Origin of the sequence: Streptomyces sp. NBC_00154, assembly GCF_026342835.1 — a bacterium.
GTDB lineage: Bacteria > Actinomycetota > Actinomycetes > Streptomycetales > Streptomycetaceae > Streptomyces.
Window position 1 is genome coordinate 527011 of the sequence record NZ_JAPEMI010000001.1, and the last position, 14701, is coordinate 541711.

At 68.6% G+C, this 14701-nt stretch carries 13 protein-coding genes, 1 tRNA gene and 1 pseudogene; 8 read left to right on the forward strand and 7 right to left on the reverse strand.

Annotated elements, in window-relative coordinates:
- Positions 1 to 20: 20 nt before the first annotated feature.
- Together OHA03_RS02275 and OHA03_RS02280 are read right to left on the reverse strand one after the other, a co-directional pair.
- Positions 21 to 149, reverse strand: a complete 129-nt coding sequence (locus OHA03_RS02275) for a hypothetical protein (protein WP_267000175.1) — start codon at positions 147 to 149, stop codon at positions 21 to 23.
- Positions 150 to 455: 306 nt separating this feature from the next.
- Positions 456 to 1718 (reverse strand): MFS transporter, encoded by a 1263-nt coding sequence (locus OHA03_RS02280; RefSeq protein WP_267000177.1) that lies wholly within the window; start codon positions 1716 to 1718, stop codon positions 456 to 458.
- A 252-nt stretch (positions 1719 to 1970) separates the two neighbouring features.
- Between OHA03_RS02280 and OHA03_RS02285 the strand changes: the two genes are divergently transcribed.
- Entirely contained in the window at positions 1971 to 3068 is a 1098-nt protein-coding gene (locus tag OHA03_RS02285; protein WP_267000179.1) for a hypothetical protein, read from the forward strand.
- 177 nt (positions 3069 to 3245) lie between these two features.
- Entirely contained in the window at positions 3246 to 3893 is a 648-nt protein-coding gene (locus OHA03_RS02290; RefSeq protein ID WP_267000181.1) for a protein-L-isoaspartate O-methyltransferase, read from the forward strand.
- On the opposite strand, the gene OHA03_RS02295 is transcribed toward OHA03_RS02290, so the two are convergent.
- The gene (locus OHA03_RS02295; RefSeq protein WP_267000183.1) at positions 3881 to 4333 is read right to left on the reverse strand and encodes a YbhB/YbcL family Raf kinase inhibitor-like protein; all 453 of its coding nucleotides are present in this window, start codon (positions 4331 to 4333) and stop codon (positions 3881 to 3883) included. The two genes, OHA03_RS02290 and OHA03_RS02295, sit on opposite strands and share 13 nt — an antisense overlap.
- Before the next feature lie 139 nt (positions 4334 to 4472).
- Here OHA03_RS02295 and OHA03_RS02300 point away from each other — a divergent pair, with 139 nt between their 5' ends.
- The gene (locus tag OHA03_RS02300; protein WP_267000185.1) at positions 4473 to 5003 is read left to right on the forward strand and encodes a nucleoside-triphosphatase; all 531 of its coding nucleotides are present in this window, start codon (positions 4473 to 4475) and stop codon (positions 5001 to 5003) included.
- A gap of 571 nt (positions 5004 to 5574) precedes the next feature.
- Here OHA03_RS02300 and OHA03_RS02305 read toward each other — a convergent pair.
- Positions 5575 to 5964 carry a hypothetical protein gene (locus tag OHA03_RS02305; protein ID WP_267000187.1) on the reverse strand — a complete coding sequence of 130 codons (390 nt, stop codon included), beginning with the start codon at positions 5962 to 5964 and terminating at the stop codon, positions 5575 to 5577.
- A gap of 629 nt (positions 5965 to 6593) precedes the next feature.
- On the opposite strand from OHA03_RS02305, the gene OHA03_RS02310 reads away from it, so the two are divergent.
- Positions 6594 to 8504, forward strand: coding sequence for a TerD family protein (locus OHA03_RS02310; protein ID WP_267000189.1), 1911 nt, complete (start codon positions 6594 to 6596; stop codon positions 8502 to 8504).
- Positions 8505 to 9108: 604 nt separating this feature from the next.
- Positions 9109 to 10383, forward strand: a complete 1275-nt coding sequence (locus OHA03_RS02315) for a serine/threonine-protein kinase (RefSeq protein WP_267000191.1) — start codon at positions 9109 to 9111, stop codon at positions 10381 to 10383.
- A gap of 186 nt (positions 10384 to 10569) precedes the next feature.
- Here OHA03_RS02315 and OHA03_RS02320 read toward each other — a convergent pair whose 3' ends face one another.
- Both OHA03_RS02320 and OHA03_RS02325 read right to left on the reverse strand, forming a co-directional pair.
- The gene (locus OHA03_RS02320; protein ID WP_323181322.1) at positions 10570 to 11100 is read right to left on the reverse strand and encodes an SDR family NAD(P)-dependent oxidoreductase; all 531 of its coding nucleotides are present in this window, start codon (positions 11098 to 11100) and stop codon (positions 10570 to 10572) included.
- A 364-nt stretch (positions 11101 to 11464) separates the two neighbouring features.
- Complete coding sequence (locus tag OHA03_RS02325) at positions 11465 to 11935, reverse strand: hypothetical protein (RefSeq protein ID WP_267000193.1); 471 nt, start codon at positions 11933 to 11935, stop codon at positions 11465 to 11467.
- A 520-nt stretch (positions 11936 to 12455) separates the two neighbouring features.
- On the opposite strand from OHA03_RS02325, the pseudogene OHA03_RS02330 reads away from it, so the two are divergent.
- The 3 genes and pseudogenes from OHA03_RS02330 to OHA03_RS02340 form a co-directional block, all read left to right on the forward strand.
- Positions 12456 to 13054: pseudogene (locus tag OHA03_RS02330) on the forward strand (transposase); the annotation flags it as partial.
- 5 nt (positions 13055 to 13059) lie between these two features.
- Positions 13060 to 13884, forward strand: a complete 825-nt coding sequence (locus OHA03_RS02335) for a glutamate racemase (protein ID WP_267000195.1) — start codon at positions 13060 to 13062, stop codon at positions 13882 to 13884.
- A 311-nt stretch (positions 13885 to 14195) separates the two neighbouring features.
- Positions 14196 to 14513, forward strand: coding sequence for a hypothetical protein (locus OHA03_RS02340; RefSeq protein ID WP_267000197.1), 318 nt, complete (start codon positions 14196 to 14198; stop codon positions 14511 to 14513).
- Between the two features lie 83 nt (positions 14514 to 14596).
- On the opposite strand, the gene OHA03_RS02345 is transcribed toward OHA03_RS02340, so the two are convergent.
- Positions 14597 to 14688, reverse strand: a tRNA-OTHER gene (locus OHA03_RS02345).
- Positions 14689 to 14701 lie beyond the last annotated feature (13 nt).

Sequence of the window (14701 nt, forward strand, 5' to 3'; positions counted from 1 at the left end):
GCTGCCAGAACCGGTCCAAGTCATTCCCCGACATACGGACCCGCCTGCGCGTCGATACCGTCCAGCCGACACGTGGACGCGTCGTCGTCCTCGGCGAGGGTGGCGAGCTTGCGCACCGCGGGGGCCGCAGCAAGGCGGATCCGTCTCATCCGGTCGGCACCTTTCCATGAATGCACGGCACATGTTCATGCGGTGCTGCACAGAATCCGGTGACACCGGGCGCAGTGTCACCGATTACCGGTGGCGCAGGTGCGACATGTCGCAACCGCGACATCGCGAGCGGCCGGCATCCCCGGACCGCGAGCGGCCCCTCAACGACGCATCCGGTCGCCTCGACGACGGCGTGGGCGACGTCCTCCGGCCCAGCGGTGGACACGTACACCGGGCGTCATGAGGAACCCAGTGTTGTGACCGCTATGGTTCGCCGGGTTGAGACGGAGGGTTGCCGAACCGCGCTAAGAGCCTTGCACCAGATCCGCGTCGGAAGGCTTCTCCTTGCCCTTCTGCCGGGCGGCCTGCACGAGCTCATCCGGCCCGATCGCACCTTCCTGGTGGGAGCCCGGCAGCGCCCTGCTCCCAAGGGTGGGGATCATGAAGCATGCCGCCCCGGCCAGGACTCCGGCCAGCATGAAGCCCCACGCATAGCCCGCCGAACCGATGAGCCCGCCCAACAGCGGCGGTGTCAGCGATGCGGCGAGATTCTGACCGGTGTTCTGGACGCCCATGGCGCGTCCCGACCAGGAGCGCCCTGCGAGCTCGGCGGTGGCGGTGAAGGCCAGGCCGTTGGTGCTTGCAGTGATACCGCAAGCGACGATCATGGCGAGATCCGTCAGCGGCGAGGGCCAGAGAGCGCCCAGCGCAGTCGCGCCCATGACGACGGCAATGCATACGGACAGCTGCCGCATCGGCCGCACCCGGCTGCCGACCCGGTCGGACCAACGGCCCGCCACGACACGCGAAACAGCCCCCAGCACCTGCGACACCACCAGGAGCTGACCTGCGTGTACGGCGCTCCAGCCCCGGACGTCGATCAGGAACACCATCGCGAAGGCGTTCGCCGCGAACTGTGGAACGCACAGCAGCGCACTGGAGGCATGGATGCGCCACAGGCTGGAGTGACGGTAAGGGTTGGCGGCCGGCTCCGGCACTGCGGAGTGCGCGGTGCGAGGCGGATCCGAGGTCAACGAGCCGACGAGCACGGCGACGACACCGCACAACGCGGCGCAGAACAAGACGGTCCCCTTCACGCCGCTGCGCGCGGCGAGCGTGGGGACGATCAGAGCGGCAATCCCCATGCCCAGCGGGGTCGACGTCTGCCGGATTCCCATGGCGAGCCCGCGCTCCCGGGCGGAGAACCATCCGACGACGAGCCGGCCACTGGCCGCGGAGACCGATGCGCTCGCCGCCCCGGCCAGCGCCAGGAGCACGCCCAGGGGAACCAGACCGTTCACCGCGCTCCCCAGGGAGAGGAGGACGGTCGTCATGGCCAGACCGGAGGTGATGACGCCCCGCTCGCCAAAACGGTCGGCCAGGGCTCCCCAGGCGACGAGAGTCAACACGAGGCCGACGGTCGGGCAGGCGATCAGCAATCCGACTTGACCGAGTGTCAGCCCCTTGTCCCGTCTCAACACCTCCGAGGCGTACGGAAGTCCGTAGAGGAAGGTACAGGCGACCGTCTGCGCTGCGGTCCCAAGAGCCAGCATCATCCAACGGCGCACAGCAGTCCTCCCCTGGTGTGTGTGGGTTACAACTATGACAGTGAATCCACAATGCAAGACGCCCCGTCTCGCATACTGGGCCAATTTTTGGGCGACCTCACGGAAGCGTGACTGGCGCCGCGTGCCGCAAAGGCCCTCGGAGCACCATCCCGAAGCGTCAATGAATTGAGACGACTCGAATAGTCATTCGATAAAATGCTCAGTAGGAACGCGCACCATCGAACGTGGGGAGACCGTCGACAAGGAGTGGCAATGAGGCTGTCGTTCCTGGAGCCCCTTTACGCGGAGCCCGGCCCGTTCGCCTCCGTGTATCTGGACACCTCGCGTGACGTCGAGCATCCGGAACGGGCGATCGCGCTGCGCTGGCAGCGGTTGCGGGACCGCCTGACCCGTCAGGGCGCGGACCGGGCCCTGCTCAAGGTGGTGGAGGAGGTGGTCGGCGCCGATACGGAGGTACCGGGGACGCACGGGCAGGCGATCTTCGCCGCGCACGGGGCGCTCGTACTGGACGGGGAGCTGCCCAGACCGCCCACGCACGACTCCGCGCGCTACGGCACGCTGCCGGACGCGATGCCCCTGGTCACCCAGCACATCCCGGAGATCCCCTACCTCGCCGTGACCGTGCACTACGGCGGGCTGCCGACCGCCGAGACCCACGGCTGGGTGACGCTGGACGCGGAGACCGGGACCTGGCCGGCATCCAATGTCACCCCGGGTGAGCGGCTGCACCTCAGGGTCGCGGTGGCGACCTGGCACCACACCGCGGTCCGGCTGGGCCATCAACTGGACGAATGGGCGCGGCGCGCCCACGCCGACGCCCTCGTCATGGGCGGGGACAAATGGGCGTCCAACGTACTGATCCGCCGCCTCCCGCACGCCTTGCGAGACATGGTCGTACGCGTAGGGGGCCCCACGGCTACGGACACCGGACGCGCCCTCCTGGAGCCGCAGCTGAACACCGTCTTCCACGGCCACATGGCCGCGCACGACCGGGCGCTCGTGAACATCTTCATCGGCCGGCACGCACTGCACGGGGCCGCGGCCGAGGGGCTGTCCGCCACCGTCGCCGCCCTCCAGCGCGGCCAGGTCGCGGCGTTGCTGCTCAACCACCCACTGGGGAGTTCCCTGCGGCTCTGGGCGGGCCCTCAGCCCACCCTGCTCACCCTGACCGAGGAGGAGCTGATCTCCTTCGGCGTGCGGGCACCCCGCGAGGAGCGCGCCGACGAGGCCCTGGTGCGGACCCTCGTGGGCACCAGTGCCGAACTCGTCGTCGTGCCGGAGAGCGAGCTGAGACTGGACGAGGGCGTGGGCGCGCTGCTGCGGTACGCCGACCCGGGGACGCCGTTCTGACGCGATGAACGCGTAGGCGGCTCCGGGCCGCAGCGGGTGCAATGTGCCGCACCGGGCAGGCACGGCAGGACCGCAGCGCGAGGAGAGCGGGGCAGGTCATGAACGTGATCGGAGAAGTCGGTCGATGTGGCTGGAACACACCGCGACTGCGGTCCGACGGGCTGCCGTAGGCGTCCGATGGCCCATCAGTCATCCCCCGAGGACCTGGTCCGCGCGGCGCGGGCCGTGGGTGTGACGGACGACCGGTTGCTGGAGGCTGTCCGGGTCACCCCGCGGGCGGCCTTCGTCCCCGCCGGACATCTCGCGTCCGCGTACCTGGACGTACCGATTCCGCTCCCCCACGATCAGGTGACCACCCAGCCCTCGTTGGTCGCCATGATGGTCTCCGCGCTCGGCCTCACCGGAGGCGAACGCGTCCTGGAAGTCGGGACCGGCTACGGCTGGCAGACCGCACTGCTGGCGCGCCTGGCCGCTTGCGTCGTCAGCGTCGAGCGCTGGCCGGACATGGTCGGGGAGGCCCGCCGACGGCTCGCCGGGCAGGGCCTCGGCAACGCCGAGATCGTCCTCGGCGACGGGACGCTCGGCATGCCGGCCCGTGCTCCGTACGACGCCGTCGTCGTCTGCGCGGCCTTCCCTGAGGTACCAGGGCCGCTCGTCGCACAACTGCGGACCGGTGGCCGGCTCGTCCAGCCCATCGGGCCGGGCGGCCGGGAACGGGTCGAGCTGTACGAGCGACGGGCCCACGGCCTCGTACTCCGCGGGACGGTCGTGTCGGCCCGCTTCGTCCGCCTGTACGGCGCCCACGGATACGGTCAGCGCTGGTAGGTGCCCACCAGCGAGCCGCTGGCCAGCTGCCTGCCCTTCAATGCACGATGCACCGCGTCGGAGCCCGGACGGCCGTGGAGAGGGAGCGGCTCTGACACGGCATACAGGCGAAAGAAGTAGCGGTGTTCCCCGTGCCCCGGGGGCGGCATGGGCCCGCCCCAGCCCACTCGTCCGAAGTCATTGGGCCACACGTGGCCGCCGGGGGGCGACTCGCCGTCGTCCACACCGGAGCTCCCCGGGTCGATACCGGTGACGAGCCAGTGGAGGAACGTCCCTCCCGGTGCATCGGGGTCTTCGCAGACCAGTACCAACTCCGCTGCACCCTCCGGTGCCGCCGACCACGTCAAGGGGGGCGAGACGTCGTCCCCCTCCCCGCTGTAGTGGCGTGGGATCATCTGATGGTCGCCGAACGCCGTGCTGCTGAGCTCAATTGCGGTCATGGGCGCCGCTCTACCCGGTGACGGCATGAACATCACCGAGCGAGCGCTGCAAGCACCCGATCGGACGAGTCGGGGCGGCACTGCCCCTCTCCGCTGAAACCCTGGTGGAGGACTGCCGACGCCTGAAACGGAGTACGACATGCCTACAAAGATCCTGCTGGAGGGGCGCCCCGGGGTTGGCAAGACGACCGCAATCCGCCGACTGGCTGCGCTTCTGCGCAACCGTGACATCGTCGGCTTCACCACGGCGGAGATCCGGCAAGACGGCGCCCGGGTCGGCTTCGCTCTGGAGACGGCGGCGGGGAACCGTGCCGTGCTCGCCCATGTCGACTTCCCCGGGCCGCCGAAGGTGGGGCGGTACGGCGTCGACCTGGGCGTCATGGACCGGTTGGCGCTGCCGGCACTGATGGCCGCTTCGGCGGATCCAGTGCCCGGGCAGCTTGTACTCATCGACGAGCTCGGGCGGATGGAGTTGGCCTCTGCCTCGTTCAGGGAGGCCGTCCGGTCCGTCTTCGAGGCCGGCATCGATGTGGTCGCGACCGTTCATGCGCACAGCGACCCGTTCACCGACCCCCTGAAACAGCGCGCCGACATCGAACTCATCACCGTGACCCGGGCGAACCGGCACGCTCTCCCCGAAAGGCTGGCGGCGCGGCTGGAGTACCGGTGACGGGTTCGGCAATTCAGTGGGGCAACCATCAGCACGCAATAGGCCGTCCGGTCAGCGCAGAACGACGGTGATGCCGAGTTGTTCGAGGTATTGGGCAGCCCTTGAGCATTCCCGATTGAGGTGCCGGCCCGAGCCTGCGACTGCTTCGCCGGGCGCGCACTTGAGGCCGGCGACGTCCATGACGAACCTGGCGTCCGGATGACACGTACTGCCCGCGTCCGCGCCGGGACTGGCCGACCAGTCGGAGCAGATGGAGCCTGGAATTCGCCTCCGCGGCGGGGACTTCTTTCTGCCCGGCAGTGTCGACGGCTTCGAGGTACGGCGACCACCGGGCACGTCCAGCACGGCACGAGGCGCTGACAGCCGAAAAACCACAGCCGCGAAGCCTCCCGTGGGGAGGTCGGGAGGGGCGGCGGACCCCGCCCAGTACGCAGCTCCTGGCGGGACCCGAAACGGGGCCTCGGCCTGGGGGCTTCGGGGATCCCGCGCGATCAACGATGCACCCGAATTAGCCACACGCATAGGGGCGTGACTGAAAAATGTCGATCAGCCCCCCATGTTCGCGCCGTTCTCAGTACAGCCCCGCCTGCTGCATCTCCTTGATGACCTGGTCTCGGAGCTCGGGGCAGTGGGTGGTGACGCCGAGCATCAGCAGCTCCTCCGCCTCTGGCCTCTCGGTGCCCCACCCAGGTCCGATCGGGTACGCCGACGCGTTGTCTCCGAGCAGGTTGTCGACGCTGTGCCCGTCCTTCAGCTCCTGGCACCACTCCGGCGGCAGCTCGAGCAGTTCCTGATCGGTGGGGCCGCTCTCAGCCCAGCTCTCGAACCGGCGGGCGTGGACTTTCGCAAGGAACTTGTCCCCCGCGTCCGGTCCGCTCGGCGACTGTGAGGGTTTCGCGTCGCTGCCGGTGGTGTCGGCCGTGTCGCTGCAGCCGACCGCCGCCAGCGCGAGCGCTCCCACGAGTAGCAAGGTGCCAAAGCGCATGGATCCCCCAAGGTGTGCGGACGATGGAGCGCATCATCCGCCACCTACGTTGATCGCATATCCGACGTGATTGAACGGTGACAGTTCGCCATGAACTACTGGATCAGGAAATAACGTTCAGCCTGAGTCCTTCGGCCGGAGGCGGCTGGTCACAGTCGTGTGCTCGGCGATGCGGGTCGCACGCTTCTGCGTGTGCAGAGGCCGAGCTCAGAAGATCCTCAAGACTTTCGCCTTGGATGCTGCGAGCGCGGGGCGGCATGCCATGGTCATCCCACGCGAGAACCCGAGCGCGTATCTGCAGGCGATTGCAACCACTCAACGAGGGAGACGCACGTGTTCGGAGCAATGCCCCTGGGCGCCAAGATCGCCGCTGCTGTCGTGATCATCGCTGTCGTCGGACTGGCGATCGCTGCGATCCGCTGGTTCAAAGCACAGATGCGGTAGGCCGGGGCCGTCTCCGGGCCGTGATGGAACTTACAAGGCATGTGCCGGCGGCTCCGCGCGTGCCGGAGCTTCTGGTCCTGCCGGGGATGACGGCCTTCCAGAACAGGGCAAAACGGCATACAGGTTGAAGGAGTGGCGAATAGCCGGTCATCCTTGGCGCCATGAGTCCTGCCTCCTCCTCATTCGACCCGCCCGGCACGGGCGACTACGCCTACGACTGGGCCTTGGTCGACGTGGAGACCTCCGGGCTCATTGCCAGGCGGGACCGGGTGCTGTCCGTCGCGGTGGTGACTATCGGTCCGGACGGTGAGCAGACCGGGGAGTTCTCGACGCTGCTCAATCCGGGATGCGACCCAGGGCCGGTGGATGTGCATGGGCTGACCGTGCAGCGGCTGCGGGGCGCACCGACCTTCGACCAGGTCGCCGGGCGGATCGGGGCGATGCTCCAGGACCGGGTCCTGGTCGCCCACAACGCCCAGTTCGACTACGACTTCCTGGCCCACGAGTTTGCCCGTGCGCGAATGTGGCTGCCGGTGTCGCAGCGACTGTGCACCCTGGCCCTCAACCGCCAGGTGGATCCGCCGACGGGCGACATGAAGCTCGGCACCCTGGCTGCCCACTACGGCGTACCGCAGCAGCACGCGCACGATGCGCTGGACGACACCCGGGTGCTGGCCGGGATCCTGCGGGCGTCGCTGCGTGAGGCAGCGCGGCTTGATCTGCCGTTGCCGCTGGTGACCTGCCCGCCCCGGGCAGAATCCCAGTTCACGCCACAGCCACCCAAGTCGCCCTGCGCGTACCGCAATCCGGGACGGCTGACTCCCGGCGGGCCGCTCCAGCAGGGAATGAAGATCGCGATAACCGGTGAGACCGCCCACGCCCGGGCGGAGCTGGTGGGGCGGGCGGTTGCCGCCGGGCTGAACATGATGACGTCCGTCAGCCGGCATACCAGCGCGCTGGTCACCAACGAGCCGGCGGCCGATTCGGCGAAGGCCCGGCGCGCGGTCGCCGCAGGCGTGCCGGTCATCGATGAGCACACCTTCCTGCGGCTGCTGGCCGACGTACGGGGCGGGACGGCGCATGAGGCGACGGTCGCCGCCGTGCTCGCCCCGGTGAAAGAGCCGGAAGCGGCACAAGTCCGGTTCGTGGAGCCGGTGTCCACCACGGCTTCTGCCGCACCCGCCCCAGAAGCACCCACCCTGCCCACCCTCTCCCCCGTCGTATCAGTCCCCGCTCCGCGCCGGCCGGAGAACGCGGTCAGCACCTCGGACAGGCCGCTGACGGGACGCCGGGTACTGGTTCTTGGCGGTGTACATGCCGATGCCGCGGCAGCTCGTACGCGCGTCGTCGAGCTGGGCGGATCCGCGGCAGTCAATCTGTCCGCCAGCGTCACCGACGTCGTGCTCCTGCCGGGCGGCGAGAACGACCGGCGCATCCAACGCATCACCGCCCTTGCGCTCCCCGTGCACGACCCACATTGGCTCACCGCGCCAACCGTCGTCGGCCAGGGCACAGCGGCTGTCCGGCCGCAGGACCCGCAGGTGATGCCAAGGGGCGGCGTCATCGACCTGCCCATGCCGCACGGCACACCCTCGCCCGAGTGGTACGTAACCGCCGGCTGGGCCCCGCAGGCCGACTGCGAGATCGACGTCGTCGCCTTCATACTCGACGAGGACGAACAGGTCACCTTCGACGAGGACTTCATCTTCTACGGCGCCCCGGAGAGCCCTGCCGGCACCGTGCGGCTCCTCACCGGCGGCCCGGCGGAACAGACCATCGCTGTCGACCTGGCATCCCTGCCGCCCGCGACCCGCAAGGTCGTCGTCGCCGCTGCCCTCGACGGCGCCGCCACCTTCGGGACGGTCGGCGCCATCCAGATCGGCGCTGCCCCCGGCAGCAGCGGGGCACCACTCGCCCGGGCCACCCTGGACGCCGCAACGACCGAACGCACCATGCTGCTCGCGGAGATTTACCGCAGGGGTCCGATCTGGCGTCTGCGCGCCGTCGGCCAGGGCTACGACCATGGGCTCGATGCCCTGGCTCGCGGATACGGGGTCCACATCGCCGAGTGAACGACGGTGATGAAGGTCTGTACGTCCCCTGGGTCAGGCACGGCGACGCGGTGCGGGTGGGGGTCGAGGTGCAGGAACCGGCCCGAGTCGTTGCGACGACGGCTCGGGCGCCACTGCCACGTGGAATGCCCGAGCCGCCGTACAGGCGCAGGAGCGAGCCGGCACAGGGGCCAGCCCGCTCCTGCGTTCGGCGCCCGCATACCTCCCCATGAGAGCGGGCGCCCGACCCGCGTGATCGGGTCACCTTGTCCAGCGCACCGCGCGTCGGAAACATCACCGGCGACGGGGGACGGTCACGGAGTCAACACTCTTGCGAGGAAGTCCGCTTGAGACCGTCACGACTCAGTCGCCCTCCATGCACGTATCCCGGTGAGCGCAACGCTTCCCGCAGGATCGGCGCGACGCGCAACTCGACAACTCTGCGTCGTAGGTGTCGTACCGTCCGATTTCGCACGGGCGGCTCCTGGCGGGGCGTCGGCTCCGAATGCGGCTCTCACGGGGCAGGTACGCTAGGGCCGCTACGGCGCCCCCCTTCATCCGTGCTCTCGCGGTGATTCATGGCCTGCGGCGATCAAGACGTCTTCGGGCATGAGGAAGAGACACGGTGCTGATAGCGGACCGATACCGGCTACGGGACGCCATCGGGCGCGGAGCGATGGGCGAGGTCTGGCGCGCCTTCGACGAGACACTGGACAGACCGGTAGCCGTGAAACTGATGCTCACCCGGGATGCCGACCCCACGGCGGCCTCCCGCTTCCGCCTGGAGGCGCAGACCGCCGGTCGCCTCAACCACCCGCACGTGGTCGGTGTCCGTGACTTCGGCGAGTACGACAACCGCCTGTTCCTGGTGATGGACCTGATCGAGGGTGACAGCCTCGCCGGGGCGCTCGCCGCCCAGGGAACACTCCCCGCCGAACGGGTCGCCCGTATCGCCGCCGAGGCCGCGGGCGGACTCGCCGCCGCCCACCGTCAGGGCATCGTCCACCGGGACATCAAGCCCGCCAACCTGCTACTGGACGCGGACGGCACCCTGAAGATCGGCGACTTCGGCATCGCCCGCTTCCTCGACGACCCCGGTAACGCCCTCACCGCCACCGGCCACATCGTCGGCACCAGCCTCTACCTCGCGCCCGAACGCGCCTTGGGCCACGCCGCCGGTCCGGCCTCCGACGTGTACTCCCTGGGCTGTGTGCTGTACCACCTTCTCACCGGGAGGCCGCCGTTCCAGGCAGACTCCGCGCTCGCAGTGCTGCATCAGCACCTCGACTCCGTCCCCGTACCGCCCCGGCAACTCGGCGCCAGTCTCCCGCCCGCCTTCGAGAGCTACCTGCTCGGCCTGTTGGCCAAGGAGCCCCAGGAAAGGCCCACGGCCGAGGAAGCGGCGAACTGGTTCGCACACGGGGCCTGGCGCGGAGCCCCGGAACCCCTGCCACAGGAACACCAGGACCACACCCGCCGGAGCGGGCTGCCTGTCACGGGCTCGAGACCCACTGGGCTCACGACGCCCGCGCAGACCGCAGCTACCGGGGGCGTCTTCCTCCCGGCGGCGGACACCGAATGGAGGACGAGTGTGCACCGAGCGGTGCCGCGCCGCCCTCGCCTGTCGCTCCTCCGCCGTTCCGGACTCGTGACCGCGCTGGGGACCGCCGCCCTGTTCGTCGTGGCGCTCCTCGTCGGCATGGCCTGGTTCTCTCCCGACACCGGCTCGGCGCAGAGACCGCAGGCTGATCCGTCCACGCCGCTGTCCTCCTCTCCCTCCACACCGGCACCCTCCTCCTCTCCGTCACAGCCCGCCGCCCAGGAGACACAGAAGCCGGCCGACAACACCGAGCCGAGGCCCGACAAGCACGACAAGCCCGGCGGCAAGGGCAAGCACTGACGAGAGCCGGGGCGTTCTGCGCTGCTCGGATTCAGCACACATGAGGCCGGGAAACCTGCCGCGCACCAACCCGGCCGTCGACTCCTACAACGCCGTCTCGGTGGTGGCCGGGGCGTGTCGACGTTTTCCGAGAGGGGAGGGCCGGCCGGGGCGTGAGATGCCCTGGCCAGCCATCTGGGGTGGGGGTCAGAAACCACCACCGGCGCGGACGGCGCGGTCCTGTCCGGCCTGCCAGGTCGTCAGGCGGGATTCATAGTCCCTGGTCGCGGCGGTCAGCGGCTGGCTGCCGAAGAACTGGCGCAGCGGTGATTCGTCGAGGTCGACGAGTTCGAGCACGGCGGCTGCGGAGGCGGCGAGATCGCCGCCGACCTGGAGTGAGCCCTGGAAGTCGCCGAGGGCTTCGCGGAGCGGGTCGTAGGCGGGGTGCGGTTCGGAGAACTTCGCCGACAAGGAACTGCCGAAGTCGGTTGCGAACGAGTCGGGCTCGATGAGGGTCACCTTGATCCTGAACGGGGCGACCTCGCCGGCAAGGGCCTGGCTGATGCCTTCGAGTGCCCACTTGGAGGCGTTGTACGCGCCCACGTTGGGGTAGGAGGTGATTCCGCCAATGGAGCTCACCTGAAGGATGTGGCCCGAGCCCTGCTCACGCAGGTAGCGGATCGCGGCCTGGGTGACCCAGACTGCGCCGAACAGGTCGGTTTCGATGACGCCGCGCAGCTCCTCCTCGGAAAGCTCCTCTACGGCGCCGAGTTGACCGTAGCCCGGCGTTGTTGACGATCACGTCGAGCCGTCCGAAGTAGGCGTGGCCCTCGGCGACTACGTCGAAAGCGGCGGCCCGGTCGGCGTCCCGACCCCTGGACCTGGCCCTGCCCTACGCCGACCACCAGGACTACCGTGAGCAGTGACGGCCGCGCCGGAGCTCTGGCTGAGTGTCTGACTGCGTGACAACCACAGCAGCCAGCGGTGGACACATCCGGACTGTCTCCGCAGGGGAGCGGGACCCTGCCGCCTGCGCGGGCTCCTGCCCGCATTGCTTCGGGTCGAAGGGCAACGGCATCGAGGACGCCCAGTCAACAGGCAATCAGCCGCTGTCGAGAGAGCGCCGGCGATTCCAGGAGACGAAGAGAACTGCCGCGACCGGCCAGAAGATCAAGATGGGTACGAGACTCGCGAAATCCCTGGCGATGTAACCGATCCCAGCGGCCACCAGGGCCAGACCCAACGTTGTCCGAGCGACGATCCACAGCTTCCGTTTCCCGCGGGGTCTGATGAGCTCGTGGGTCCGCCACAGGCACCACCAGGTGGCGGACAGGGCACAGCCGGCCACGTTGAGCAAGACCAGGACCATCGCCGAGTGCAGAGACAGCCTGCCTTGCGGGGTGTCCGGGAGGAGACGGGTCCCACCCGTGCTCTCCCTGGTTATGGCGGTACGGCGGCCCTGCCAGACGGTGACGGTGACGTGTTCCCCGGATCTCAGGTCCTCCAAAGTGCTGGGCGGGTTGCTCAGGCGGTACTCTCCGGCGACGGCGACAGGTCCATCGAGAGTGAACACCAACCCTTCCGAGTGCCCGTCCGCGACTGTGGCGTCGATGCGACGCAGGCAATTCCGACTGCTCTCCCCGAAGCCACATTCGTGAGCGGAGCGGAGGGCACGTTGGTCGCTGAGAGAGTCCGAGAACGCGTGAGCGAAGTGGCCGGCTCCGCACAGTGCCAGCATGCCAGCGATGAGGGCCAGGCAACCGGCGGCCCTGACCGCAAGAACTGTCCTGGCCGACGGTTGAGTCCCAAGTGCAGGAGTGTTGTCGTTCCTGTCGGGTCCGCGATCGGGCTCGCGCGTGGACGTGTCCATCCATGCTCCCTCGGGTTCTGCTCGACTTCTTGTAGGACGGTCGATCAGCCCCCATGGATGCACGCCGACCGCATGACGCCACTCGGCTGACCAAGCACGTCACGGTGAGCACCCAAGCACCGGTTCTGGAGCCGAGGTTGACATCACCAGGTGGGCTCCCATCCCGACCACCTTCTACCCAGGCAGAACCGAGCAGTCACGGCCCAGCGCGTCAAGGTCGTTCTACGACCGGATCGTCGGCCTCGTCCTCGATCAGATCGCCGTCGACGGTTCCATCACCAAGGCCCCCGGCAGTGGTGAGGTCGCAGGCCGGTCACCGGTAGATCGCGGCAAACAGGGATTGAAGGGCTCAGGTATGACGGATGGTTATTGAATCCCACTCGGTCGTGTGCTGGCTGGAGCGAATCGTCACGACTCCCCGCTGCTCGCCCCGACCCTGGACCGCCTGGAGGACCTGGGACCGCTGCCCGAAGACGTCACCGTGCTTCTGGACGCCGGCTATGACTCGGACAAGACCGCACCCTGCTCCACGAACGTGGCCTGCACGGCCACATCGCGCACAAGGGCGAGAAGGCACCGATCCAGGCCAGTCAGAGGTGGCACGTCGAACGCACCCACGGCTGGCAGAGTGCCTTCCATCGCCTCGCCCGCTGCTACGAGCGCCGTGCCACCGCCATCGACGCTTTCTTCGACCTCGCCGACACCATCATCACCGTGCGTAGCGTGATCCGCCGAGCGTGGACCACTCACCGCTGGGAGGACCGCCCCCGCCGCCGTCCGCGACGGACCGCCATCTGCGCCAGTGGTCGGCTGGTAACTTGACCCCCATGATGGTGGCATTGATCGACTCAGGGCTCGGCCTCCTTTCCACCACAGGGTGGCTTCGGCACCTCGCCCCGGAACTCGATCTGCTTCTGTTTCTGGACCCCGACGGCGCCCCCTGGGGATCGAGAACGGCCTCCTTCGTCACGGACCGTCTGTTCAGTGCCGCCCAATTGGCCGTCCAGCGGGGCGCGGAGGCCGTCGTGGTCCCCTGCAACACCGCCACCGTCACCGCGATCGACGCTCTGCGCGAGAGTTTTGAACCCCGTGTGCCTGTGATCGGAACCGTGCCCGCCGTGAAGCCGGCCGCAGCGGCCGCCCAAGGCATCGCCGTGTGGGCAACCGTCCGGACCACGGCGAGTGACTACCAGGATCGCCTGATCGCGGACTTCGCGAACGGCCGGCCTGTCGCGCGTGTCGCATGCCCTGGTCTGGCCGAGGCGATCGACCACGGAGACATGACCGCAGCAACGGAAGCGATTGCCGACGCGGCAAAGCGGACCCCCCAGAATTGCGACTCCGTGGTGCTGGGATGCACGCACTACCCCCTGGTGGCGCCAGAGATTCTGCAGAGCCTGCCCACCGGAACCACCCTGTACGACAGCGCGGAGGCAGTCGCCCGCCAAACACTGCGGCGATTGGACAGAACCACGCAATCGCGCAGCACCACGGGCTCCATCGACGTGGTACTCAGCGGGCGCCGCGGAAATCTCCCAGCAGGCGCCCACGCCTACCCGCTGGGGCGCGCCCTCGCCGCCGCAGCGCGGGTACCCCGCGAAATTCTCATCACTGCCGCAACTCGCGCCTCGATGGCTGCTCCAGCGATCTGAGCAAGCCCGGGAACCCCTTCCGCGGAGCAGCCCGCGTCGAAGCCTCGTAGGTGCCGAGTGGAACCCGTCAAGTGAGCCATAACATCAGCGTTTGACACCAACAGGGTGCGAACGACAGCGATCGGCGCCGTACTAGCGCGGACTGCCTGTCCTGCAGCAGGACGATTTTTCGGAGGAAGGCGATTCTCCGTGATCGACCTGCTACAGATGAGGCCGCGAGCCCAACTTCCTGTTGACGGGGGAAAAGGCATGACGACGCACGCTGCGGAGGCTCGAGAGGGCCGGTGGTCCGGTGGTCCGGTTCCAGGCAGGTGCGGGGGCGCAGCGCCGAGTTGTGGGTCCTGCTGTTCACTGTGACGGCACTCGTTGCCGGGGCCACGGGAGTGGCGGGCACCTTGCTCTACCAGAGAACCACCGCTCCGGACGCATCCGCCGTCGACGCTCAGGCCGCCGAGCTCGCCCAGGACTTACGTCGCGACCTAAATGTGGGCTTTTGGTCGCCAGGGCACACCTTCGGGGGGCAGTTTACCGAGGGCACACTCGTCGCCAAGGTCGAGGTACATGGCGGAGCGCTGCTGAGCGCCGGCACGGGGCAGGGGCAGTCCGGCGGTCACTCGACCGGGAACTAGCGGGGAACCACGGCTACTGACGGACAGCGCACACGGGAACGACCCCCGACCGATTCGGGCGGTTTCCAGGGGCCGTTCATCTGCGGCGGGTGTGGGACTTGAACCCACGGTCACATCGCTGCGACGACGGTCTTCAAGATCGCTCGGGTGTCGACTCGCCCGATGAGACTCCGCCGTCCTACCCCTGA